The organism is Actinoalloteichus spitiensis RMV-1378, from assembly GCF_000239155.1.
GTDB classification, from domain to species: Bacteria; Actinomycetota; Actinomycetes; order Mycobacteriales; family Pseudonocardiaceae; genus Actinoalloteichus_B; species Actinoalloteichus_B spitiensis.
Genome location: NZ_AGVX02000850.1, coordinates 1 through 907 on the forward strand (window position 1 = coordinate 1; position 907 = coordinate 907).

Below are 907 nucleotides of genomic sequence, written 5' to 3' on the forward strand. Positions count from 1 at the left end.
GGGCCAGGCCCTGCCGCTCGGGCGGGCGCCGTCCCCGCCCCCGACCTCCGGGTAGGCCTCAGCCCGGCCGTGGTCACCGTGCCCCACGGGTGGACGCCGGGTCAGCGGCGCGCCCGCGCGCTACCGGAAAGACCCGCTCGCGCCATTGCATCGGGCCGGCCGCCCGGACGCGGCCGCGCGGCCCGGGAGCCGCACGGGGAGGGAAGCCCGAAGTGGACGGGATGCACCGGTGGCTACCGGCTCCGGAGGACGAGCCGGGCCCCGGTGGCCGGCCTTCTCAGCACCGTCACCGACCGCCACCCCCGGATGCGACCCGCCCGCAGGGCCCGCTCCACCCGACGGGCCCGGCGCACGTGGTGCGCGAAGGAGGGCCGCCCCAGAACGCGGCCACGCGACCGCTGTCCCTCCAACGCCTCCCCCACCCGCGCCGTCACCCACACGAAGTGACACGTCCGGCCGGTCAACGCGCCGACGAGGAGCAGGATCGCCCGGGTACCGGCCCGGGTGGCCGGCTCGTGCGCGATGACCGGGTGCGCGCTCAGCGCGCAGTGCACCGCGATGCGGGCGTGGTGGGACAGGTGCACCAGCGGCCGGTACCAGCGGTAGCCGACCCACGAGGGCAGCGACGCCCCCAGCCAGCTCCGCATCTGGTCGGAGTCGAGAATGACCGCTCCCACGGCGTTCTCGGCGTTCCGCAACAATGTGCTCTTTCCGGCGCCTGGCAGTCCCGCGACCACGACGAAATCATTCCGCGTGAGAACCGCGTGAAACTCGGTCAATTCAGGACTGGCAGGACGCATGGCCACAGAACGGTCGAATCCACCCGGATGTTCCCGCCTCCGAGTGGTGTCGGCCATGTTCCTCCCGGAATCCGCGCGGAACCTCCCTCCACTGGCGCGACGAGGTC

Annotated in this window: 1 protein-coding gene; it reads right to left on the reverse strand. The window is 73.8% G+C overall.

Annotated elements, in window-relative coordinates; translation table 11 throughout:
* Nucleotides 1-233 precede the first annotated feature (233 nt).
* The gene (locus ACTIDRAF_RS0226070) at nucleotides 234-737 is read right to left on the reverse strand and encodes a P-loop nucleotide/nucleoside kinase family protein (protein ID WP_245533654.1); all 504 of its coding nucleotides are present in this window, start codon (nucleotides 735-737) and stop codon (nucleotides 234-236) included.
* Nucleotides 738-907 lie beyond the last annotated feature (170 nt).